This is a genomic window from Pseudomonas mendocina (assembly GCF_900636545.1).
Lineage (GTDB): Bacteria > Pseudomonadota > Gammaproteobacteria > Pseudomonadales > Pseudomonadaceae > Aquipseudomonas > Aquipseudomonas mendocina.
In genome coordinates, this window is the sequence record NZ_LR134290.1 from 1,704,834 (window position 1) to 1,727,706 (window position 22,873).

The 22,873-nt window shown below is 62.1% G+C and carries 19 protein-coding genes; 10 read left to right on the forward strand and 9 right to left on the reverse strand.

The annotated features are described in order from the left end of the window. Positions 1–84 precede the first annotated feature (84 nt). Positions 85–1,566 carry a MocR-like pyridoxine biosynthesis transcription factor PdxR gene (gene pdxR / locus EL191_RS07860; protein WP_041977850.1) on the reverse strand — a complete coding sequence of 494 codons (1,482 nt, stop codon included), beginning with the start codon at positions 1,564–1,566 and terminating at the stop codon, positions 85–87. Positions 1,567–1,673: 107 nt separating this feature from the next. On the opposite strand from pdxR, the gene EL191_RS07865 reads away from it, so the two are divergent. The 5 genes from EL191_RS07865 (at position 1,674) to EL191_RS07885 (ending at position 8,189) form a co-directional block, all read left to right on the forward strand. Continuing rightward, positions 1,674–2,915, forward strand: coding sequence for a benzoate/H(+) symporter BenE family transporter (locus EL191_RS07865; RefSeq protein WP_041977854.1), 1,242 nt, complete (start codon positions 1,674–1,676; stop codon positions 2,913–2,915). After that, a complete protein-coding gene (locus EL191_RS07870; protein ID WP_041977856.1) occupies positions 2,915–3,718 on the forward strand; it encodes a YggS family pyridoxal phosphate-dependent enzyme in 804 nt (267 codons plus the stop codon). The genes EL191_RS07865 and EL191_RS07870 overlap by 1 nt, the downstream gene beginning before the upstream one ends. A 37-nt stretch (positions 3,719–3,755) precedes the next feature. Next, a complete protein-coding gene (locus EL191_RS07875; RefSeq protein WP_041977858.1) occupies positions 3,756–4,937 on the forward strand; it encodes an aspartate aminotransferase family protein in 1,182 nt (393 codons plus the stop codon). Between the two features lie 19 nt (positions 4,938–4,956). After that, on the forward strand, positions 4,957–6,231 hold the full coding sequence (glyA, locus tag EL191_RS07880; protein WP_041977861.1) for a serine hydroxymethyltransferase: 1,275 nt from the start codon (positions 4,957–4,959) through the stop codon (positions 6,229–6,231). A 272-nt stretch (positions 6,232–6,503) separates the two neighbouring features. After that, a complete protein-coding gene (locus EL191_RS07885) occupies positions 6,504–8,189 on the forward strand; it encodes a methyl-accepting chemotaxis protein (RefSeq protein WP_013714695.1) in 1,686 nt (561 codons plus the stop codon). 12 nt (positions 8,190–8,201) lie between these two features. Here the strand turns inward: EL191_RS07885 and EL191_RS07890 are convergent, their stop codons facing one another. Then, entirely contained in the window at positions 8,202–9,374 is a 1,173-nt protein-coding gene (locus EL191_RS07890; RefSeq protein ID WP_041977862.1) for a cyanate transporter, read from the reverse strand. After that, positions 9,371–10,273: a DMT family transporter gene (locus tag EL191_RS07895; RefSeq protein ID WP_041977865.1), complete on the reverse strand. Its 903-nt coding sequence runs from the start codon at positions 10,271–10,273 to the stop codon at positions 9,371–9,373. Before EL191_RS07895 ends, EL191_RS07890 begins: the two co-directional genes overlap by 4 nt. An 85-nt stretch (positions 10,274–10,358) precedes the next feature. Here EL191_RS07895 and EL191_RS07900 point away from each other — a divergent pair, with 85 nt between their 5' ends. The 3 genes from EL191_RS07900 to EL191_RS07910 all read left to right on the forward strand — a co-directional run bounded on the left by EL191_RS07900 (position 10,359) and on the right by EL191_RS07910 (position 13,042). Beyond that, positions 10,359–10,862, forward strand: a complete 504-nt coding sequence (locus EL191_RS07900; protein WP_041977868.1) for a MarR family winged helix-turn-helix transcriptional regulator — start codon at positions 10,359–10,361, stop codon at positions 10,860–10,862. A 309-nt stretch (positions 10,863–11,171) separates the two neighbouring features. After that, positions 11,172–12,041, forward strand: a complete 870-nt coding sequence (locus tag EL191_RS07905) for an AraC family transcriptional regulator (protein ID WP_041977870.1) — start codon at positions 11,172–11,174, stop codon at positions 12,039–12,041. A gap of 266 nt (positions 12,042–12,307) precedes the next feature. Then, entirely contained in the window at positions 12,308–13,042 is a 735-nt protein-coding gene (locus EL191_RS07910; RefSeq protein WP_041977872.1) for a DUF6683 family protein, read from the forward strand. A 214-nt stretch (positions 13,043–13,256) separates the two neighbouring features. On the opposite strand, the gene EL191_RS07915 is transcribed toward EL191_RS07910, so the two are convergent. Together EL191_RS07915 and EL191_RS07920 are read right to left on the reverse strand one after the other, a co-directional pair. Beyond that, complete coding sequence (locus tag EL191_RS07915) at positions 13,257–14,498, reverse strand: flavin monoamine oxidase family protein (protein WP_041978187.1); 1,242 nt, start codon at positions 14,496–14,498, stop codon at positions 13,257–13,259. Positions 14,499–14,761: 263 nt separating this feature from the next. Further along, positions 14,762–15,655: a LysR family transcriptional regulator gene (locus tag EL191_RS07920; protein WP_041977875.1), complete on the reverse strand. Its 894-nt coding sequence runs from the start codon at positions 15,653–15,655 to the stop codon at positions 14,762–14,764. Between the two features lie 95 nt (positions 15,656–15,750). Here EL191_RS07920 and EL191_RS07925 point away from each other — a divergent pair, with 95 nt between their 5' ends. After that, complete coding sequence (locus EL191_RS07925; RefSeq protein ID WP_041977878.1) at positions 15,751–16,917, forward strand: MFS transporter; 1,167 nt, start codon at positions 15,751–15,753, stop codon at positions 16,915–16,917. A gap of 50 nt (positions 16,918–16,967) precedes the next feature. Here EL191_RS07925 and EL191_RS07930 read toward each other — a convergent pair whose 3' ends face one another. The 3 genes from EL191_RS07930 to EL191_RS07940 all read right to left on the reverse strand — a co-directional run bounded on the left by EL191_RS07930 (position 16,968) and on the right by EL191_RS07940 (position 18,145). Further along, complete coding sequence (locus EL191_RS07930) at positions 16,968–17,417, reverse strand: carboxymuconolactone decarboxylase family protein (protein ID WP_041977881.1); 450 nt, start codon at positions 17,415–17,417, stop codon at positions 16,968–16,970. Between the two features lie 190 nt (positions 17,418–17,607). Continuing rightward, positions 17,608–17,910, reverse strand: coding sequence for a LasR-specific antiactivator QslA (locus EL191_RS07935; protein WP_041977884.1), 303 nt, complete (start codon positions 17,908–17,910; stop codon positions 17,608–17,610). Beyond that, positions 17,903–18,145: a hypothetical protein gene (locus EL191_RS07940; RefSeq protein WP_041977887.1), complete on the reverse strand. Its 243-nt coding sequence runs from the start codon at positions 18,143–18,145 to the stop codon at positions 17,903–17,905. Before EL191_RS07940 ends, EL191_RS07935 begins: the two co-directional genes overlap by 8 nt. A gap of 894 nt (positions 18,146–19,039) precedes the next feature. On the opposite strand from EL191_RS07940, the gene EL191_RS07945 reads away from it, so the two are divergent. Beyond that, entirely contained in the window at positions 19,040–21,193 is a 2,154-nt protein-coding gene (locus EL191_RS07945; RefSeq protein WP_041977889.1) for an AAA family ATPase, read from the forward strand. A gap of 131 nt (positions 21,194–21,324) precedes the next feature. Here EL191_RS07945 and EL191_RS07950 read toward each other — a convergent pair whose 3' ends face one another. Continuing rightward, positions 21,325–22,635, reverse strand: coding sequence for a DUF5677 domain-containing protein (locus tag EL191_RS07950; RefSeq protein ID WP_041977892.1), 1,311 nt, complete (start codon positions 22,633–22,635; stop codon positions 21,325–21,327). Between the last annotated feature and the right edge of the window lie 238 nt (positions 22,636–22,873).

Consider the following 22,873-nt stretch of genomic DNA (forward strand, 5'->3'; position numbering starts at 1 on the left):
CGTCCCCCAGCCCCTCTCCCGCAAGCGGGAGAGGGGAGCCAAGCGCGCATCCATCGACTGAAATGACCCGCTACGGCGGGTTTTTTATTGCCTGGCGCGCAGCAGGCCGGCCAGCTTTTTCACCGCAGGCTCCAGTTCGTGCGGGGCGTGCGCGGCGAAGCCCATCAGGATGCCGGCGGTGCGCTGCTCGGTGGCGTGCAGAGCGCTCAGCCCCAGCAGGTCGATGCCGGCCTGTCTGGCGGCAGCCACCAGCTCGTCTTCGTCGATGTCGCGGATGAACACGCAGGGCATCTGCATGCCGCCGCTCGGCACCCGTGGCTGCACGAAGTCGCTCAGATGCTCGCGCACCAGTCGCGCCAACACGTCGCGGCGTTCGGCGTAGACGGCGCGCATGGTGCGGATATGCGCGCCGAAATGGCCACCCTCGATGAAGCGCGCCAGGGTGAGTTGCGGGATCGGCGCGCTGTGCCCGTCGAGCAGGGTGCGGGCCACGGTCATCGGCGCGACCAGCGCCTGCGGCAGCACCATGTAGCCGATGCGCAGGCCGGGAAACAGGGACTTGGTGAAGGTGCCGATGTAGATCGTGCGTTCGTAGGGGTCGAGCCCCTGCACGCAGGCCTTGGGTTTGCCGTCGTAGTGGAATTCGCTGTCGTAGTCGTCCTCGATGATCCAGCCCTGCTGGCGCTGCGCCCACTCGATGATGGCCAGGCGGCGATCCAGCGCCAGCGTCGCGCCCGTCGGAAACTGGTGCGACGGAGTGAGGAACACGGCTCTGGCGGATTCGCCCGCCTGATTCAGGCGCTCCACCTGCATGCCATGTTCATCCAGCGGCACGGGCATGCAATGCAGGCCGGCGGCCTCGAAGGCCTTGCGTGCGCCGTGGTAGGCCGGGTCTTCGATGAGGATGCGCTCGCCGGCATCGAGCAGCACCGTGGCGCACAGGGTCAGTGCCTGTTGCGAGCTGGTGAGGATCAGCACCCGTTCCGCCGTGGCGTTGGCACCGCGTTCGAGGTTGATGTAGTCGGCGATGGCGCGGCGTAGCGCCTCCATGCCCTGTGGCGGGCTGTGCAGCAGGGCGCGATGGCCCTGTTCCTTGAGCACCTGGCGTTGCAGGCGCTCCCAGGTCGGCAGCGGAAAACTGCGGGTTTCCGGTACGCCGGGGGCGAAGGGGCGCGGCATGAGGAAATCCCGCACGCCGCCGTTGTGGAACAGGGCGTTGCCGCGCTGGCTCAGACGCGGCGTCGCCGACTGCGGCGCGCGTGCCCGGGCCTTGCCGCGCCCCGGCAGGCGCTGCGTGCGCTCGGAGACGAAACTGCCGCTGCCGACGCGGCGCTCGATGAAGCCCTCGGCATGCAGTTGGCTGTAGGCCGCCTCCACCGTATCGCGCGATACCGCCAGGGACTTGGCCAGGGCGCGTGAGGCCGGCAGGGATTTGCCCGCGTCGAGCACGCCATCGAGGATCAACTGGCGAATCGCCCGCTGCACGCGCAGATGCAGGGGCTGGGCGCCATGGGCCGGGTCGTCGATCCAGGCTTTGACGGATTCGAGTTGGGCATGCTTGAACAATTGGTCTGTATTCCTATGCGAAAGTGGCCTGATAAATCAGGCCATTCTAGGCTTATAACGTTGCCTCGCAAGCCTTCTCCCATTCCATCAGGAGCCCTTGTCAGGCCATGTCCGCGCATTCCTCGTTCTCCTCCCTCCGTCCGGGCGACCTCACCCACCCCATCGTGGCGGGGCTGATCTCGGTCATCGTCAACTATGGCGGCACCTTCATCCTGGTGTTCCAGGCGGCCAGGGTGGCCGGGCTCAGCCCGGAGCTGACGGCCTCCTGGGTGTGGTCGGTGTCCATTGGCGTGGGGGTGACCGGTATCGTCCTGAGCTGGATGGCGCGCGCGCCGATCATCACTGCCTGGTCGACGCCGGCGGCGGCATTTCTGGTGACGGCACTGGCCACCACGCCCTATGCCGAGGCCGTCGGCGCGTACCTGATCTCGGCGGCGGCCTTCGTCCTGCTGGGGTTGTCCGGCTGGTTCGAGCGGGTCATCCGCCTGATTCCGAACGGGGTGGCGGCCGGGTTGCTGGCGGGCATCCTGTTGCAGTTCGGCATCGGCGCCTTCGCCAGCGTCAGCCTCGACCCGCTGCTGGCCGGGGTGCTGATCGTCAGCTACCTGGCGTTCAAGCGCTTGAGTGCACGCTATGCGGTGGTCGGCATCCTGCTGCTGGGCCTGGCCTTCCTGCTGCTGCAGACGCGGGTCGACCTCTCCAGCGTCAGCCTGGCACTGGCGGCGCCGGTGTTCACCGCGCCTGCGTTTTCCCTCAATGCACTGCTGAGCGTGGCGCTGCCGCTGTTCCTGATCACCCTGACCGGGCAGTACATGCCCGGCATGCTGGTGTTGCGCAACGATGGCTTCAGCACCAGCGCCAACCCCATCGTCACCCTGACCGGGCTTGGCTCGCTGCTGATGGCGCCGTTCGGCTCGCATGCCTTCAACCTCGCCGCCATCACCGCTGCCATCTGCACCGGGCGCGAGGCCCACGAAGACCCCTCCAAGCGCTGGATCGCCGGGATCGCCGCCGGGGCGCTGTACATCCTGGTGGGCATCTTCGGCGTCACCCTGGCGGCAGTGTTCATGGCCTTTCCGGCGACCTTCATCGCTACGCTGGCCGGCCTGGCGTTGCTCGGCACCATTGGCGGCAGCCTGGCCAGCGCCATGGCCGATGCACGAACCCGCGAGGCCTCGCTGATCACCTTCCTGGCGGCGGCTGCCAATATCAACCTGCTGGGCATCGGTGGTGCGTTCTGGGGGCTGGTGATCGGGTTGCTGGCCTATGCCGTGCTCAATGGGCGCTGGTCGCCACGCCCGGCGCAGGCCGGCGCGGCGGAACTGCCGGTGAACAAGGGGGTGAACTGATGCCGGCCGATCATTCCACCGCCACCCGTCACGACCACCACGGGCGTTATCCCGAGGCCGCCTCGGTGGAGGATTTTCGCCACAACCTGGCCGAGGTGCAGCGCCGCATCGAGGCGGCCTGCCAGCGCGTCGGCCGTGACCCGGCCTCGGTGCGCCTGCTGCCGGTGAGCAAGACCAAGCCCGAGGCCAGCCTGCGTCTGGCCTATGCCGCCGGCTGCCGGATGCTCGGCGAAAACAAGGTGCAGGAAGCCCATGGCAAGTGGCTGTCCATGCAGGACCTGGGCGACCTGCAGTGGTCGGTGATCGGCCACCTGCAGACCAACAAGGCCAAGCTGGTAGCGCGTTTCGCCACGGAATTCCAGGCCCTGGACAGCCTGCGCCTGGCCGAGGCGCTGGATCGCCGCCTGCAGGTCGAAGGCCGTGCGCTGGACGTGTTCGTGCAGGTCAATACCTCCGGCGAGGCCAGCAAGTACGGCCTCGCACCCGAGGATGTGGCGGCGTTCGTCCAGGCACTGCCGGCGTTCTCCGCACTGCGGGTGCGCGGGCTGATGACCCTGGCGCTGTTCTCCAGCGAGGCTGAGCGGGTGCGCCAGTGCTTCGTGCGCCTGCGTGAGCTGCGTGACCGACTGCGCCAGGACGCGCCGTCTGGCGTCGAGCCGGAGGCGCTGTCGATGGGCATGTCCGGGGATTTCGAGATCGCCATCGAAGAGGGCGCCACGGTGGTGCGCGTCGGCCAGGCGATCTTCGGTGCGCGGTCATTGCCGGATAGCCACTACTGGCCGGGCGCCGTGCCCGCTGAATAACCCTGATCCTTTCCACTGCTGCCGTGAGGTTCGATCCATGTCCACCGCTCATTCCCATCTGATGCGTGCCTATGCCCGCCAACCGCTGTCCTTCGTTCGTGGCAGCGGTGCGCTGCTGTGGGACGAGCAAGGCGTGGAGTACCTCGATGCCATCGCCGGCGTGGCGGTCACCAGCCTCGGCCATGCGCACCCGGAGATCACTGCGGTCATCGCCGAGCAGGCCGGGATGCTGCTGCACACCTCCAACGTCTTTCGCATCGACTGGCAGGAGCGTCTGGGCGAGCGCCTCTGCGCGCTCACCGGGATGCAGCGGGCGTTCTTCTGCAACTCGGGCGCCGAGGCCAACGAGGCGGCCCTCAAGCTGGCGCGCCTGCATGGCCAACGCAAGGGCGTCGCCAGGCCCACCGTGCTGGTGATGGATAACGGCTTCCATGGGCGCACCATCGGCACGCTGTCCGCCTCGGGCAACCCGGCGAAGCAGGCCGGCTTCGAGCCCTTGCTCGATGGCTTCGTGCGCGTGCCCTACGACGATATCGAGGCCGTGCGCCAGGCCGCCGAACAGCACCCGGACATCGTCGCGGTGCTGCTCGAGCCGGTGCAGGGCGAGGGCGGCATCCGCGTCGCCAGCATCGCCTACCTGCGCGAACTGCGGGCCCTGTGCGACCGGCATGGCTGGCTGCTGATGCTCGACGAGATCCAGGCCGGCATGGGCCGTACCGGCGCCTGGTTCGGCCACCAGCATGCGGGCATCACGGCCGACGTGATGACCCTGGCCAAGGCCCTGGGCAATGGCCTGCCCATCGGCGCCTGCGTGGCGCGCGGTGAGGCCGCCGACCTGTTCTCTCCGGGGTTGCACGGCTCCACCTTCGGCGGCAACCCGCTGGCCTGTCGGGTGGCCTGCAGCGTGCTCGACATCATGCAGCGCGACGAACTGCCAATGCGCGCCGCCGTGCTCGGCGAGCGTCTGCTCGGGCGTTTGCAGCAGGCGCTGGGCGATCACCCCGAGGTCATCGCCATTCGTGGCCGGGGCCTGATGGTCGGCATCGAGTTGAGCCGCCCCTGCAAGGAACTGGTGGGGCGTGCACTGAGCGAACAACGCCTGCTGATCACCGTGACCCGTGACAGCACCATCCGCCTGCTGCCGGCGCTGATCTGCAGCGAAGCGCAGATCGACGACATCGCCCAGCGCATTACCCAGCTACTGAAACCTGCGAACTGACCCACGAGGAAATGACCCCATGTATGACGCCGCCCTGAGCCTGGCCGATTTCGACCCCGAACTGGCCGAGGCCGTGCGCCTCGAAGAAGGCCGCCAGGAGGATCACGTCGAACTGATCGCCTCCGAGAACTACGCCAGCCCGCTGGTAATGGCGATCCAGCACTCGGTATTCACCAACAAGTACGCCGAAGGTTACCCCGGCAAGCGCTACTACAGCGGCTGCGAGCATGTGGACGTGGCCGAGCGTCTGGCCATCGAACGACTCAAGGCGTTGTTCGATTGCGACTACGCCAACGTCCAGCCGCACGCCGGGGCCCAGGCCAATGCTGCGGTATTCCTGGCGCTGACCAATCCGGGCGACACCGTGATGGGCATGAACCTGGCGCAGGGTGGCCACCTTACCCACGGCAACCCGTCCAATTTCTCCGGGCGGCATTACCGCATCGTGCCCTATGGCCTGGACCCGGAAACCGGCCTGATCGACTACGACGAGATGGAGCGCATCGCCCTGGAGACCCGGCCGAAGATGCTGATTGGCGGCTTCTCCGCCTATTCGCGGCACAAGGACTGGGCGCGCATGCGTGCCATCGCCGACAAGGTGGGTGCCATTTTCTGGGTGGACATGGCGCATGTCGCCGGCCTGGTGGCGGCGGGTGAATACCCCAGCCCGCTGCCCCATGCTCATGTTGTCACCAGCACCACCCACAAGACCCTGCGCGGCCCACGTGGCGGCATCATCCTGGCCAAGGGGCAGGGCGAGGACTTCTACAAGCGGCTCGATTCCGCGGTATTCCCCGGCATCCAGGGCGGCCCGCTGATGCATGTGATCGCCGCCAAGGCGATCGCCTTCAAGGAAGCGCTGCAACCCGAGTTCAAGACCTATCAACGCCAGGTATTGAGCAATGCCCGGGCCATGGCTGCGGTGCTGCAGCAGCGTGGTTATCGCATCGTCTCGGGCGGCACCGACAACCACCTGATGCTGATCGACCTGTCCGACCGGCCTTACACCGGCAAGGAGGCGGATGCCGCCCTGAGCGACGCGCACATCACCGCCAACAAGAACTCCGTGCCCAACGACCCGCGCTCGCCATTCGTGACCTCGGGGCTGCGCATTGGCACGCCGGCCGTGACCACGCGAGGCTTCGGCATCGCCGAATGCGAGCGCCTGGCCGGCTGGCTGTGTGACGTGCTGGATGCTCTGGTGGCAGATGGCGAAACGCAGGTGGCGGTGCGTGATCGGGTGCGTGAGCAGGTGACCGAGCTGTGCCGGCGCTTTCCGGTTTACCGCCGCTAGCCACCAGGCCGCTCCCAGGCAACTTTCGATAGGGCGCCTGGCGGCATCTCCTTGCCGCCAGGCGCTCGTGCTCGGTATCGCTCGCCAGCCGCATTGCGCAATCGGAGCGGTCGGGCGCTGGCGGAAATTGCCTGGATCGTCTGGTAGACAGGCCGATCATAGACGCGGCAAATGGTCATACCAGTTTTTGCTTTTCTCTGTTCTTTTGCGGTCAGCAGATTGGCAATATGCCGGCTTGATAACATCAAAGCGCCGGTAAAGGTGTACTGCCAATGATCCTCTCTCTGCGTCTGCGTTCCAAAGTGCTGCTGCTGGCTTTGGGGCCTATCTGCCTGTTGACCCTGTTGCTCAGCTCCATCGCTTTCGTCGTTCTCGGTAACCTGGCCGATCATCAGGAGGCCCAGACCCGGGCCAAGCTGGTGGCGGACCGCAAGGCCGAGATCAAGCAATACGTCGAGCTGGCGCTCAATGCTATTGCCCCGCTGTACCAGGCGTCCGCCGACGGTGACATGGCCGCGCGCGCCCAGGCTGTCGAGGTGCTGAAGCGGCTGTCTTATGGCGCGGATGGTTACTTCTGGGGCTACGACAGCAACGTCCGTCGCGTGCTGCAGGGCAATACCAATGACCGCATCGGCGAGGATTTCAGCGGCTACCGCGACCCCAACGGTATCTACGCCATTCGTGAGCTGGTGCGAGCCGGCACCGATGGCAGCCATTACGTCGACTACAGCTTCGTCCTCGGCGACGGCAAGGTGTTGGTGCCCAAGGTCGGTTATTCGCATCACCTGCCCAAGTGGAAGATGGTCTTTGGCACCTCGGTCAATCTCGACGGCGTGGAGCGCGACGTCCAGGCTGCGCGTGCGCAGTTTCAGGAGAGCGTCGACCGTCTGCTGATGGTCATGGCGGGCTCTGCCATTGGTCTGCTGCTGGTGCTGGCCCTGTTGTCCCTGCCGCTGGCGGCATCGATCACCAAGCCGGTGCAGCTGATCAAGAGCAAGCTCGATGACATGGCTGCCGGGGAGGGGGACCTGACCCAGCGCCTGCCGGTCACCAGCCAGGACGAGCTGGGGGAACTGGCAACCTCCTTCAATGCCTTCGTCGCCAAGATTCATGCACTGGTGCAGCAGGTGTCGGTGACCACCGATCAGCTGTTCGGTCTGGTCGGCGGCGTATCCAGCCAGGCCCAGCGTTCCGAACAGGCCATGGCCGGGCAGCGCCATGAGACCGATCAGGTCGCCACTGCCATCAACGAGATGTCCGCTGCGGCCCATGAGGTGGCGCAGAGTGCCCAGCGCGCCGCCGAGGCTGCGCGTGAGACGGACCAGCAGGGGCACGAGGCCAAGCGGGTGGTCGATGGCAGCATCGCCCACATCCATGATCTGGTGGGGGAGGTGCGCAGCAGCAGTGAGTCACTGGACAGCCTGCGCCGTGATGTACAGGGCATCGTCAGTGTGCTGGAGGTGATCCGCGCGATCGCCGACCAGACCAACCTGCTGGCCCTCAATGCCGCCATCGAGGCAGCGCGCGCGGGCGAGGCTGGGCGTGGTTTCGCCGTGGTCGCAGATGAAGTGCGCGCCCTGGCCAGCCGCACTCAGCAGAGCACGGGCGAGATCCAGGGCATGATCGATCGTCTGCAGAATGCGACCAGCGAGGCGGTGGCGGCTATGCAGCGTGCCAGCCAGATGGGTGACAGCACCCGTGAGCAGGCCAGCCATGCCGGCGAGGCGCTGGACAGCATCGCGGTGTTGATCGGCACCATCAACTCGATGAACGCGCAGATCGCCAGCGCTGCCGAAGAGCAGACGGCCGTGGCCGAAGAGATCAACCGCAGCGTGCATCAGATCGCCGTCGCGGTGGACGAAGTCGCCAGCGACGCGGCGCAGGGTGCGCAGGCCGCTCGCGACCTCGACGGCCTGGGTGGGCGTCTGCAGGGGCTGGTCGGCCAGTTCCGCGTCTGAGTATCGAGCGCTTCAGTCCGTCGCGACGCCCAGGGGGCGGCGTTGGTGATTGGGGCTGAAGCGCACGGCCATGGCCATCAGCAGCACGGTTGCCAGTGCCATCAGCTGCCAGCTCAGGCTCAGGTCCGTGCTGTAGCGGCGCAGCACGCCCGCCAGCACCGGCGCGCACGCTGCAATCAGGTAGCCGCCACCCTGGACGAAGGCCAGCAGCTCGCCCGTCTGCTGCGGGTCTTCCAGGTGATCCTGGGCGACGACCAGCGACAGCGGGAACAGACCGCCGATCCCGACACCCAGCAGCAGGGCGACGAGTACCACCAGTGTCTGCGGCGCCAGCTGCAGGACTATCAGGCCGGCGAGAAGCGACAGCAGCACCAGCGCCAGCAAGGGGCGTCTATCCGGGAAGCGAGACAGCAGGCTTGAGAGCAGCAGGCCGGCGACCACCTCGCACAGCGTCAGCGCCGCCAGCAGCAGGCCACTGGCCTGAGCGCTCCAGCCCAGAGCCGTGTAATAGGGTGGTAGCCAGGCCAGCACCAGGGTATAGCCGGCCGTGCCAATGCCGAAGAAGCTCATCAGCAGCCAGGCCCTGGGCCAGCGCCAGGGCGCGAGCGGTGGTGTGGCGATTGGTGCAGCTGCCGGCTTGGCCGGCGCTGCACGACGCCATAGCGCCGCGCCGAGCAGGGCCGGCAGTGCCCAGCCCGCCAGTGCCCAGGACCAGCCCACCGACTGCGCCAGCCAGGGCGTGAACGCTGCACCGAAAGCGGCACCGGCCATGATCGCGCAGCTGTAGAAACCGATCAGGCGGCCACTGTCTGCGGCGAAGCGCGACTTGATCAGGCCAGGCAACAGCGCCTGAACGAAGGCGATGCCGGCACCGGCGAGCAAGGCGCTGATGATCAGCGTATTGCCGTCGGGCAGCAGGCCACGCAGCAGGCAGGCGAAGGCGATCAGCAGGGTGCCGAGGAAAATGCCCGCGCTGTCGCCAAGGCGTCGACGCAGCGGGCCGGAGGCCAGCGCCCCCAGCCCCATGATGACCACGGGCAGGCTGGTCAGCAGGCTGGCGCCGACATGATCCAGGCCGGTATCGAGCTGGATGCGGTCGAGTAGCGGGCCGATGGCTGCCAGTACCGGGCGCAGGTTCAGACCGAGCAGGATGATGGCGATCAGCAACAGATTCTCGCGCTTCATGCCTGGGCCTCCTGCGCGCTGCGCCAGGCCACCAGCAGCACACCGCCGACGATGCACAGCGCGGCCAGCAGCATGCTCAGGCTGCCTTGTTCACCGAGCAGGCCAATGGCAATGGCGGCGCCGGTGATCGCTGCCACCGAGCCGATCTGGCTAAGAAACACGGTGCCGGCCAGGTTCTGCAGGATGAAGAACAGCGCATACACCGCAGCGAACAACAGCATCTGCCCCGCCAGCAGGCCAACAGCCTTGGCATTGTCCAGATGCGGCGCGAAGTCGACGCCGAGCAGGGCGGTAGGAACCAGCAGCAGCGCGCCGCCGAGCAGCATGCCGGGGGCCAGTGACAGCGGGCTGGCGCCACTCGGCCAGTAGCGGGCGCGGTAGATATTGCCCAGTGCCAGGAACACCGGCACGCTCAGCGCGCCCAGCACCCACAGCATCGGGCTGTCGCCGCTGTTGATCTTGCCCAGCGCCAGCAGCAGGCTGCCGGCCAGGCCGATGCAGATGCCCAGCAGACGGATGCGGCTCAACCCCTCCATGCGCAGGGCCAGGGCCAGCAGGTAGGTGATCAGCGGTGGGAAGGCCAGGCACATCGAGGCGAAGCCGGCGCCGACATGGCCGATGGAGCTGAACAGCAGGGCATTGGGCACCGCGATGCTGAGCAGGCCGGAGGCCAGGTAGTAGCGTTGCTGAGGCAGGCTCATGCCGGGCCGTTCTCCTCGCAGCCAGGCGAACAGCAACAGCAGCAGACCACCACCGAGCAGACTCCAGAGCAGGAAGGCCATCGGCTGCCATCCGCTGCCACTGGCCAGCTTGACCAGATTGCTGGTCAAGCCCATCAGCGTACCAATGGTGAACAGCAGCGAAACGGCCAGAAATGGCCGATATTGAGTGCCCGACATGCACGTGCCTCCTTGGTGTGAATACGCTACGATGGCAACATTCTTTTTGAAAGGTATCTTGATAGCAAGATAAATCGAGGGCGATATGCAAGACCGCGCACAATTGGCCGCCGAACAGTGGCAGCGACAGCGGCCCGACCTGGATGGTTATTCCATGGCGGTGATCGGCCGCCTGGGCGAGTTGAGTCAAGTGATCAGCCGCGACCATCTGCTGCCGTTCTTCGCCGAACACGGGCTGCAGGCCGGCGAGTTCGACCTGCTCGCTACCCTGCGGCGCTCGGGCGAGCCCTACGCGTTGATGCCTACTGCCCTGTACGAGAGCGCGATGATTTCCTCGGGCGGCATGACCAGCCGTATCGACCGTCTGGAAAAGGCCGGGCTGATCGAGCGGCGCAAGCACCCCAGCGACCGCCGTGGTGTGCTGGTGGCGCTGACGCCGGCCGGCTTCGAGTTGATCGACGGCATGCTCGACGCCCATGTGGCCAACCTGCAGCGTGTGCTCTCAGGGTTGACCGCCGATGAGCAGCGGGCGTTGCATCAATTGCATGGCAAGCTGTTGGCGGGGCTGGCGCAGCAGGGCGCTGAGTGATTGACGAAGGTGCCCGTGCTCGCGACGGCAGGGGCGGAGGGCGGATCGGGCGGCGATCCGTTCTCGAAGCATTACGCCGTTGGAGTTCTGAACGATGCTCGTGCTGCCTGGCTTGGCATCGCTCGGCGGGCTACTCGCTGCGCTCGTGAGGCCGCCCTACTGGATTGCCTCCGGTCATCGGGGCTGCGCCGTACTCGGTGTGCAGCAAGTGGGAACGATCAACAGGCCCAACTGAGCAAATGCGGCTAGGCGCCGGCACGGCGCCATTGCATAGGCTAGCGCTCACCGTATTCCTGGAGTTTCTGCACTGTGTCCGTTCGGTCATCTTCCTCTGCTTACACACAGCGTTTCGAGGCTGTACTCGCCTACATTGAGGCCAACCTCGATGGCGATCTGTCGGTCAAGGCGCTGAGTCAGGTGGCCAGCTTTTCGCCCTTTCACTTCCATCGGCAGTTCGGCGCATTCATTGGCGTACCGGTTTCACGCTATGTGCAACTGATGCGACTGCGGCGCGCTGCGCATGGGCTGGTGGCTCGGGCCGAGCTCTCGGTATTGAACGCCGCGCTCCAGGCTGGTTTCGAAAGTCCTGAAGCGTTCAGCCGGGCGTTCAGGCGAGCGTTTGGCATGTCGCCCAGCGAATTCAGAAAGGCGCCCAATTGGCATGTGTGGAATACGGTATTCGCCATCCCTCACTTTTCAAGGACTGTCGTCATGCACGTACAAATCGTCGATTTCTCTCCCGTCCGCGTCGCTGCATTGGAGCACTGTGGCCCACCCGAACGGGTCGATCAGAGCGTCAACACCTTCATCCTGTGGCGCATGCAAAGCGGGCAATCGCCGGTAGCATCGAGTCGTTCTTTTGGCATTCCATACGGCAACCCCGATACCACGCCAGCGCACGAGTTTCGCTTCGCCATTTGTGGCGAGATTCGACAGGCCGTGGCCGCGAACGAATTCAACGTTCGCGAGCTGACCATACCGGGCGGACGTTATGCCGTGGTTCGGCATGCGGGCTCCCCGGATCATATCGGCGAAACGATCTATCCGATCTACCGCGATTGGCTGCCGAACAGCGGCGAGGAACTGCGCGACCAGCCACTGTTCTTTGAATACCTGAGCGTTTACCCCGAGACGCCCAAGGATCAATGGCAAACGGATATCTATGTGCCGCTGCGTTAGGGGCCTGGGGTGTACCGGGCGGCGATCCGTTCGCGAAGCAGTACGCCGTTGGCGTTTCGCTGGTGCGCCGAGGTGCCTGGTTTGGCATGGCCCGGCGGGCTGTTCGCTGGCGTCCTGAGGCGTTTTGAACGATCCTCATGCTGCCAGGCTTGGCATGGCCTGGCGGGCTACTCGCTTCGCTCGTGAGGCCACCCTACTGGCTTGCAGCGTACTCGGTGAGTTCCCTTGCACACGAGAATCGGGCAGGCAGGCACTGGAGAAATATCATGCGTTTCTTTCTAGGGGTTCACACCATCGCCTTGGGTGCCATGTTTCTGGCCTGTTCCGCTACGGCACAGGAGTGGATCAATATCGATATCTGGGGCAACGGTATTCTGGGCCAGTCGGCGCTTCGGCATGCGCAGGAAGCGACCACGCAGGGTACCGACGAAGCCGATTCTGATGGGCCTGGAACTTCTGGCCAGGCGCGCTCGGGAGACGCTGCCGCACTGTTCTTTGAGCGCTCAAGCGATTTGACCAGCCAGATCGAAGAGGGCGTCGCACAACGGCTGTCCGGCATGGTTTCGGTTCGATTCCAGATGGAGGATCCGTCTTACCTGGTGAGAACGGCAGGCACCCGCGCCATTTACCGTCAGGAGCTGGAAAAGCGTGGCCTGCCGGAGGATTCTCTCACTGGGGCTACGGCGCTGTTCCTGGCCGTCGGCTGGGAACTCGCCAATGGGCGCTCGCTTTCGCAAGCACAAACGGCAGCCATTTTCCGGCAGACCGCCAGTGGGCTACAGAGCTCTCCCCTGGCTCGTCAGAGTGACGCTGAGCGACAGCAGGAATCCGAGATGCGCCTGATAATAACTGCGCTATGGCTTGAGGAGGCGCGCGTGCGCGCATCGTCATCTCGGCCGACACAGGATCTGGCTGATGCGGTGTGGCGTGACCTGAAGGCGATCACCGGCAATGACATGCGTGCCTATGCAGTGACCGCGAACGGTTTCACCGAGCGTTGATGCCGGACAATTGATGAATCGATGGCTCCCATGCTCCTGCGTGGGCGCGAACCCGTGGTGCTCTGCTTCGCCAGGGAGAGGGCATGGTCGTAGGGCGGCGATCCGTTCGCGAGGCAGTATGCCTCTGACCTTGGCTGGCGGACTGCTGGCTGGCGCTGCGAGCGGCCTAAGTTCCGGTTCAGCCTTCGGCTACGCACGCCAATGCTTGCTTTCGTTAGCCTCGATGTGAGGCCTCGACGGCCGTGGCCCATGCTTTCAAGGTGTCTCGAGCGGCCAGGGCAATTTCCTTGTCGCTGTGGCCGGCGAATTCACGCTCCACCGCATCCGCCGCGATGAGCCCGGCTATGGTTGGCTTGCCGAGTGCATCGGTCAGATCCAGCCATTCGACCCAGCTTGCAGGCGTGTCGTACCAACGCAGATAGCCTGTCGGCGAACGTGGCCACCAGCGCTGGTCGAACTGCAGCACGACCTTCTCGAGTTTGCCCATACCCAGGTGGGCCAGGGCGTCCTGTTGGGCCGGCGGAAGTTCGGGGAGGAAGCACAGGGTCTTGAGTACGCCGAGCGGCACGGTGCAGATGCAGAAGTCACCGCGCTCCTCATTGATGCGCAGCTCACTGTTCTGCCAGTCGATCCGAGTGACGGGCTGGCCTAGGCGGATGTCGAGGCCGGAGGCCAGGTGCTCGATGATCTGGCTGTAGCCGCCGGGTAGAAAGCGATCATCGTTACCGACACCTTCTTCGTCGAGGGAGTCCACCGAAAGCTCTGCAAGCGGCAGGCAGGCCTCGATAATCAGGTTGCCGTCGATCGCATAACGTGTTGCCCTGGCGTGGGCCGGGTCCAGGCTGGCCAAGTAGCACCCGATGCCTTCGCTCAGCGGGCGGCTGCGGTCGATACCCTGGCGCAACGCCTGCCAGGCTTCATTGATACCGTGAACCGGCCCGTCGCTGGCAGCCGACAACGGTTGACTGAAGTCGGTCTCCACCATGTTCATCCCGAGATGTTCCGCTTCGCGGGCCAAGGCATTGGCCGAGAATTGCTGCAACCAAGCTGCGCCGACGTCTACGGTCACCGAGCCCAGTTGCAGGCTGTGGGTGCGGCCGCCAATGCGTTCCCGCGCTTCGATCACGACGCAGTCGACGCCGCTGGCTCGCAAGTGGCGGGCGGCTCCTAGGCCGGCACAGCCCGCGCCTATGACAATCACTCGTCGGGCTCCGGCCTGGACGGCGAGGCGGGCCGCGCGAATACCGTCGTCCCAGGCACCGTGGGTCATGGCTGGCGCCTCGGGATTGCAGGCTTCGCCAGCGATGACAAGCCGCCCGTCCAGGCACTCGCCCAGTACACCCCGATGTTCCGGCCGGCCGCCGGGCAGCAAGGTGCTGTATGCACCCAGGCTGTAGGCATCTTCACTCCAGTGGGTAACGTGCCAGGCGGTGGGGTGGTAGATGGAAGACTCCATCTCAACACTCGACTTGTTCATGAACGTAACCTTCTTCCGTTGACTCGTTTTCAATTGGGAGCCGTCCTGGCGCCAGGTGAGCGGCGGCACTTCGCCGTCGTCATGATCGATAGTCTGCTTCCTCAGAAGCAGGTCACCATGCTGATGGTCTCGAGCGCCTCATGCGGGCCTATGTCTATCTTTATTTCCTGACGGTAAACGGCCGTTGACAAGGGGCGCAATAGCTCGGAAACAGCGAGGTTCTCCGGTCAATTGCCGCCCACTCACATCCGGTGATGTTCCACCAGGAAATCCACAAACACCCGCACCCGCGCCGGCATCGCTGAGCCGCCGACGAACACCGCATGAATCGGTTCCCTGTCGCCGGGGTTGAAGGCTTGCAGCAGCGGCACCAGATCACCGCGCTGGATGTCCTCGGCCACGGTGAACTCGCCGATGCGCGCGATGCCGGCGCCAACACGGGCGAATTGCGCCAGCGCCTCGCCGCTGCTGCATTCGATATTCCCGCAGACCTTGAGCGAGAACGCCTGGCCATCGCGGATGAATGGCCAGTTGGGTTCGGCACGGCGGAAGTTGAAGCGCAGGCAGTTGTGCTGCAGCAGGTCTTCCGGCTGCTGCGGTGTGCCATGGCGCTCTAGGTAATCGGGGGAGGCCACCACCACCTGGCCGGTTTCGCCGACTTTTCGTGCGGTCAACGGGCTGTCCGGCAGATGGCCGAAGCGCACGGCCACGTCCGCCTGGCCGCCGAGAATGTCGACCACTTCGTCGCCCAGGCTGAGGTCAACGGTGATGTTCGGGTAACGCGCGCTGAAGGCCGCCACCAGCGGCACGATGGTCATTCGGCCATGGCCGAGCGCAGCGCTGACGCGCAAGCGCCCCCGTGGCACGCCCTGATCGGCGATAGCTTCTTCGACTTCCGCCATATCGGCAAGGATGCGCCGCGCGCCGCGCAGGTACGCCTCGCCCTCGGCGGTGAAGGTGATCGCGCGGGTGGTGCGCAGCAGCAGACGGGTGCCAAGGCGCTGCTCGGTGCGCGCGATGATGCGGCTGACTGCCGAAGGTGTCAGCCCTAGTACGCGCGCGGCGGCCGATAGGCTGCCTTGCTCCGCCACGCTGGCGAAAACGAGCATTTCGCCTGATCGGCCGTTGAAGTCCATTTGTGCTCCGTAAGCAAAGGTGTTTGCCAGAAATGCCATCTACCGCCGCCAAGGTTTGGATCCTAGCATTCGCGGCATAGATGAGGAGACTTCCCATGCGTATCAATCCACCACTCGTTGCACTCGCCATCGGTGCCTTTGGCATCGGTGTCACCGAGTTCGCCCCCATGGGCATGTTGCCGGGCATCGCCAGCGATCTCGGCGTTTCCATTCCCGCTGCCGGCCTGCTGGTCAGCGCCTACGCCTTGGGCGTGCTGCTCGGCGCGCCACTGATGACCCTGACCACCGGCAAGATTCCCCGGCGCTACCTGCTGATCGGGCTGATGGCCATCTTCACCCTGGGCAACCTGATGTCGGCCCTGGCCACCGACTACTACAGCCTGCTGATCGCGCGGGTGGTGACCTCGTTGAACCACGGCGCCTTCTTCGGCGTTGGTTCCATCGTCGCCGCCAGTGTGGTCGCGCCGGACAAACGCGCCGGGGCGGTGGCGGCGATGTTCATGGGTCTGACATTGGCGACCATTGGCGGCGTGCCGTTGGCGACCTGGTTCGGTGAGGTGTTCGGCTGGCGTACGGCTTTTGCGGGCATTACCGGCCTGGGCGTATTGGCCATGCTCGCGCTGTGGTTCGCGCTGCCCAACGTGCCGCTGCCGAAGAGCGACGGCGTGCTGGCGGAAATCCGCGTGCTGGGCCGTGGCCCGGTGCTGGCGGCCCTGGCCCTGACCGTGATCGGCTCCAGCGCGATGTTCACCGTGTTCACCTATATCGCACCGATCCTCAGCAGCGAGACCCAGGCGTCCACCGCCTTCATCACCGCCATGCTGGTGCTGTACGGCATCGGCCTGACGCTGGGCAACGTGTGGGGTGGCAAGGCGGCGGATCGCTCCGTCGATCGCACCCTGATCGTCTCGCTGAGTGCGCTGATCCTGGTCTTGCTCGCCTTCACCGTGCTGATGCGTTGGCCACTACCGGCCGCGGTGGCCATCCTGATCTGGGGCATCGCCAGCTTCGCCATCGTGCCGCCGTTACAGATGCGCGTGATGGAAGCCGCCAAGGCCGCACCCAACCTGGCCTCGGCGGTGAATATCGGCGCGTTCAACCTCGGTAACGCGATTGGCGCGGCACTGGGTGGAGCGGTGATCAAGGCGGGGCTGGGCTACCCGGCGATCTCCTTGGCCGGCGCTGCGATGGCCGGGCTGGGGCTGCTGATGGTGCTAGGGTTTGTCTGGCGCTCCAGGGCGGTGACGGCTGCGGTGGCCTGAGAGGGAACAACTGGGAAGGGGCGGATTGAACGACTCCACCCCTTTCTGGTTTAGGCCTTCGCAGCAGGGCTCAAGCGAAAGCTGACACCCATGCGATTGAACGCGTTCATGGCTGCGATAGCCGCCGTAAGGTCGACCAGGTCTTTCGGAGTGAATGCAGACGATGCCGCGGCATAAGCCTCATCGGAAACATGCGTTTCGCCGACCAGGGTCACTTCTTCCGTCCAGGCCAAGGCGGAACGTTCCTGCTCGGAAAACAGATGCGCGGCCTCATGCCAGACCGGCACCAGAACGAGCTTTTCTACTGACATACCTCCCTTGATCAGATCTCGCGAATGGATATCGATGCAGTGCGCGCATCCATTGATTTGCGATGCCCGCAAGAACACGAGATGGATGAGCTGAGGCGGCAGGTTCGTTCCGGTGGTGACGTAATGGTGCAGCCCTCCCAGCGCTTTTGCTGCACCGGGTGAAGCCTCAAACCAATTAAGACGAGTCATAGAGCAGTACCCTTTATGGATGGTGGAGTCGGTAAGGTCTGCTCAATTAAGACAACTAAGAGGATCAAGGTATTGATCCAATTAAGGGCTTAATGAGTGGTCCACTTTGCGGCGTGGCCGTTGTGGCTTTTGATGCGCTAGAGCGTGGGAACGATCATGAAGAGGCGAGGGCATGCCCTCGCCTGATTTGTTACAGCCGCAATTCCGTCCGCAAGGCCTGATGCTCGCCGCCCAACGGCGAACACAACCGCTGGTGGATGCGGCTGAGAAAACCCAGCTCGAAGGCATGGCGCTGTGCACCCGGCGGATACAGCTGGCGCTCCAGCAGCAGATTGGCCCAGAGCCAGCCGCTGTTGGCGTCGTCCAGCCAGGCCTGAGCTGTTTGCACACCGTGGCCGAAGCTCGCCTGGCAATCTGCGTTCCAGCCAAATTCGGCAGGCGGTTGCCCGTCATGACCGGGCAGATGGGTGAGATAGCGTTGCAGTTCAATCATGCTCGGCCCTCCCGGCTGCCTGGGCGATGGCTCGGCGGTAGAGCACGATCAACTCGCTCAGCAGCGCGTTGGTGGTGCTGGCCAACTCAGGCTCCGGCATCCGCCGCAACAGCTTGGTCAGCAAAGCCGCGCGGTACTCGGCTGCTGCCTGCAATGGGCACTCGTCGGCCACATGGCTGTGCAAGGGATTGCGTTGCGTGGGGAAGGGGATAACGACGGATTCAGACTTGGTCATGCAGCGCCTCCAAAACGGAAGTCGACACGACAGCCAGCAGCCCAGGGCGGAGCCCTTGGGTAAAAGGGGGATAGTGCATTTTCCTTATGCTCCTCGAACGTTTAAGGAGCCGCGTTCCACCCGTTACCACACGGAATGGAGGCGGACCGTGCAAGGGTGGTAAACCGGCGTCCGAGGGAACCGGCCAGGCCGAAGCCTGCCTCACACGGCCCGCCATAAATGCACGAGAAAACAGCAGGCACAAAAAAAGCGCCTGCTCTCGACTATGGCGCTACCGCGCCCGGACAAAACGGGTTACCACACCCGGTCACGGGATTGACCGTGACGAGGCGGACTGTAGCGCGGGGGGGAGGACAGGGCAAGGTGCGGAGTAGCAGATATCGGCCAGAAGCGAACCATGCAGCATGCATTGCGCCATGCTATCTAACTGAGCGGAGTCTCTCAGGACGCGCGCAAACGGCCTCAGATCTCGAAGGTGCAGCTACCACCAAGGGAACGTTCAATTACCGGCGCGGAAGGGAGCGCATGTGCTGGCACACGGTTTCCCACTGCCCAAGCCGGAAACGGTCATACTGGCGAACCAGAACAACTTTTCCATCTTTCATGGCGTTTTCTCCATCTGATCTCAGCGGGCCGCTGACAGCCTTTACACGACATATGCAAAGCAAGCTTATGCGTGGGGCAGGAGGGAGATTCCTAGGTGGTAGCTGCAGGCATAATGCTACCAGCGTCTCAAGTGTTATGAAAAGTGACCTTGACGGGCCAGTAGTCTAAGGCTCAGGTACGGCAAGTAAATCAGGGTTTCGTCAGCGCCTCGGGTGATCCTGGCACTTTGCAAGCGACCAATTTGCAAATAGGCTTGAGCACATATGCCCCTCCAGCTAAGGACAGCTCATGATCAACAGAATCCTGTTGCGCAACGTCTCCAGCTATTCTCCGACATCCGTCGTTACCATCGCGTCTTTGAAGCGTGTGAATATTTTCTACGGCCAAAACGGCACCGGCAAAACCACCATCAGTAGCTATCTGCAGAATCCTACCGACGCTCGGTTCAATCTATGCCAGCTCGATCCAGTCAAAACTGATCGCGAAATTTTGGTTTATAACCACATCTTCATGGAGAAAAACTTTCATGAGGCTTCTTCCCAACCCGGTGTATTTACCCTCAACGAGGGCAATATTGAAGCGGACAAGGCGATAACTGCGGCTGAACAAGCCATCAGCTCGCTCACTGCCACTCACAATGCTCATATGGCGGATGGCAGCCAAGCAAAAGCTGCACAAGAGGCGGCCAGAGCCAGGCTTAAGGACAATGTCTGGAAGCTAAAGGGTCGCTTTGACAACAGTGCACTTGAATATTGTTTCAGCCGACTAAACACCAAAGACCGATTGATTGAGGCAGCTTCTCAGATTGCATTGGTTAGCACCGCCGATACGGTTGAGGAACTCCTTGCCGAGGCTGCCCAGTTGCAAGGTGCGAGTGATGTGGAGCTTCCAGGTATTCCCCGGTTAAGGTTTGAGGGAAGGGGAATAGAAGCCGATCCGATCCTGGCAGAAGTAATCGCCGGTAAGGGCGACTCATATCTGTCGGCACTGATCCAAGAGTTGGGTAGCTCAGATTGGGTTAAGCACGCACTAAGATTCGAATTGCACTCAAAAGATCAGTGCCCCTTGTGCCAGCAGCCACTGCCGGGAAATTTCTACTCTGAGATACGTAAGGTTTTTGACCAGACCTATGAAAAGCGACTGACGGCACTTACCCTTCTCCAACAGCAGTACACAGCCGCTGCTGAGCAGCTTCTTCGCCAAAGCGAGATCCCGATTTACGACGTAGAGTCGGTTCAGATTCATGTGGCTAACCTACGGACTGTTCTTCAGAAAAATATTCAGGCCATAGCGGCCAAGGTGGCCAGTCCTTCAGCGGTTACCACCCTAGATGCTACCGATGTACTGATTACATCCCTTAACGATGCAATAGACGTTGAGCAGAAGAAAGTCGATGAATTTAATGCCAAGATCAAACACAAACAGGCCCATCTGAACAGCATCAAAGATCGATTCTGGAACTGGTTTAGAAATGAGTGCGAGCCCTATTTTGCAGCGTTTGATGCGGAGGATCATCTACTGACGCAAAAGCGGCAGACCGCCAAAGATGGGGTTGTGCAGATACGCGCCGAAATAGCCGCCCAGCGTGACATCATCACGGCGTCTCGTGCTGAGACCACAAACGTTGATCAGTCTGTGGAGAACATTAACCAGTGGCTTCAAACCTTGGGTTTGAGGGGGTTCGAGCTGATCAAGGAGGAGGGTACAGTACCTCAATACCGCCTGCATCGCCCGGGGCAGAGTGATGGGGTATTCAAGACATTGAGTGAGGGAGAGAAAACACTGATTTCGTTTCTTTATTTCCTAGAAGTTTGTAATGGAGAACTGAACGCTGTAGGTAGCGGCCTCAAAAGTGAACGCATCATTGTGATTGATGACCCTATTTCGAGCTTGTCCCACAACTATGTTTACGACATCGCCTCGCTGATTCGCCGCCTGGTGCTTCACCCTAAAACACGCTTCAAGCAGGTCATCATCCTGACTCACAACCTGTTTTTCTTCCATGAGATGCATAAATTGCTGAAGGACGATAAGGAAGACGCACTCGCTCTATTCCGTATCACCAAAGCCGATTACAGCAATGTGGTACCCATGAGGGAGAACGAAATTCAAAATGACTACCAAGCGTTCTGGCAGGCGCTCAAGGACGCACTCAACGGCTCGGTCTCTCCGAATGTTATTCCTAATATCATGCGAAACATTCTGGAGCATTACTTTACCTTCGTACATCAGAAAGACAGCCTACGCCAAGCCTTGCTGGAACTGAGTGACGAGAATCCTCAGTTCCGAGCACTCTACAGGTACGTAAACCGAGAGTCTCATGCGGACTCGGTTAATCTGACTGACTTTGGAGAGATTGATCCGAAAGTCTTTATCGAGCGGTTTAAAGATGTTTTCATTAAAACCAATTTTGAAGCTCATTTCGATAAGATGATGACCTAGCTGGATTTAGGTGTGCACTGGTTCAGCTGGAGTTGGAGTCGATGAGTAAGCCTAATTTCTTCTCTTTCATTCGAATATCTAACAGGTGTGATTTACACAAAGGTCGACAGCTCAACTGCAAGCCACTAACTTCAGATGGCGCGACGTGGTTTCCTACGAAGTTTTCGCTGCGCCGCCTTTCGCAGCAGTATCCGCGCTCGCGGGTTGTCCCCAGAGGCTTCTCTCTGTGCCTGTCTAATTAGCTCTCGGATCTTAGATGCAGAGTTTATAATGATTATGTTCATGGTGAGCAGGTCAGCATCCTCTGTTTCCAGGCAGAGTTCTGCAATCATCATCGATAAAGACGCAGTAGTGTAGTTTGCCGCTACCTCACAACCATAGGCTGGGGGGATCACGGCACCATCAACGTTGCCTGGCCCAAGACTAACCCGAGTGAGAGTAGCAAGAGCGCCGCCGTGGACTGTGCTGTTTGCCTCTTGGTAGCCACGCCGCAAAGTTTCCAGCCCGACATGACTCTCCAAATCTCTGAATGTGGTCTTGGCGCGGCCAAGCTCTACCGATGCCCACCCGAAGTCCTTAGAAAAGGCGGCTCCGAACTTGGCGACCATCGCGTCCTTCTGTCTGCGCAAGTCGTATATATATCGATCGTTATAGGCATTTGTCGCTCTAGCTGTGCCGCTAGCCCTGTCAGTATCAAGAAGTCGCAGCTCTTCTACCCAATGATGGGATAGATACATCTGAGCACACTTGTCGGATCGAGTGGCCAAGAACATTGTGATGACACAGATCTCATGAAGTGAACGCCACCTTGCCAATGCGCCGTCAGCGTATCCAGCTCTTGCCAGTGTAATAATTTCGCCAACGACCTCATATGCTCGAGCGACAAGCTTGCTCAATGCAAATGAGGTATTTGGCTTGGAGTAGGCCCCCTTGCGATGTAGAACAGCAGTATGATTCCACTCCAGAACGATATGCCTCAGAAGATCTAATTGTTCAATAGGTTTCCCCCACATGCGTTGAACTTTTTCTGCTCGTTCTGAATGTGCTTTTCTTAGGTAAAGCGAGTGCTCAATAGCCTGTTCTGAGATGCGATCGCCGATAAATTCAGCCACGCTTGAAAGTGCATTGGGGACGGCTTGCGAAATCGCCTCAGTCACGTTTTCCCATACATCCTTGATTGAATCCCTCAGCTCATCGATAAGTCCCTGTATCGTCGCTTGAATTTCTTTCTCATTGTCTCCAAATGCACATGGAGGGTTTATGTCGATTTGGATTTTCTCTCCTTCTGCATTAAGGAGCGCGGCCGTCAAGTTTCGGATTTCTTCCTCCGTAAGACTAATTTTTCGCCGTTCTGCAGCCCTGGCCAGCGCTAATGGAAGCAGTTTTTCCATGGAGGTGGACTGCGCAATGCAACGATCAAGCGTTTTCTGAATCGAAAGCATTTTTTTCACTGCGGCTCCTAGTAGGCTGAGCAATATTTTGAGTGTACCCAGCTATGAACTGGCCTTGCCGCTAAACGAATCAGGCTGTCCTCAATGGGGATGCAGAAACCTAACAAGGACAGAAGTTTGTATCCTTTGTTCTTTAGCAGGTCAGCCCGTAAGCGGCTATTGATCGATTGGTGCGATTCGGTATCCCAATTCTGAGGGCCACTGCTAAGTCGCAGTGAAATGGATACGC